This window comes from Thermorhabdus hydrogeniformans (assembly GCF_049310025.1).
Classification (GTDB): domain Bacteria; phylum Bacillota; class Thermosediminibacteria; order Thermosediminibacterales; family Tepidanaerobacteraceae; genus JBJYKD01.
Genome location: NZ_JBJYKD010000204.1, coordinates 1 through 259 on the forward strand (window position 1 = coordinate 1; position 259 = coordinate 259).

The 259-nt window shown below is 79.5% G+C and carries 1 pseudogene; it reads right to left on the minus strand.

The features are described 5' to 3' along the window. Positions 1 to 259, minus strand: a pseudogene (locus ACKX14_RS16125) (primosome assembly protein PriA); the annotation flags it as partial.

The following is a 259-nucleotide window of genomic DNA, read 5'->3' on the forward strand; positions in this document are numbered from 1 at the left end:
CTCCGGCGCCCCGCACCAGCGGCACGACGGCGGGCGGGCCTCGTCCGAGGACCCGGCGGGCAGGCTCAGCGGCCCCGCGCATCGGCGGCAGCGCGCCGGCGTGCGGCAGTGACCGCATGCCAGAGCCGGGACGTAGCCGCGCCGGGGAACCTGCACCAGCACCGGTGCCCCTGCGTCGAGCGCCGCGCGAGCGGCTTCGAAAGCCACGGCGGGCAGCCGTGCGGTGCGCGCGGCCGGATCCCGGGCCAGCTCGAAGTCG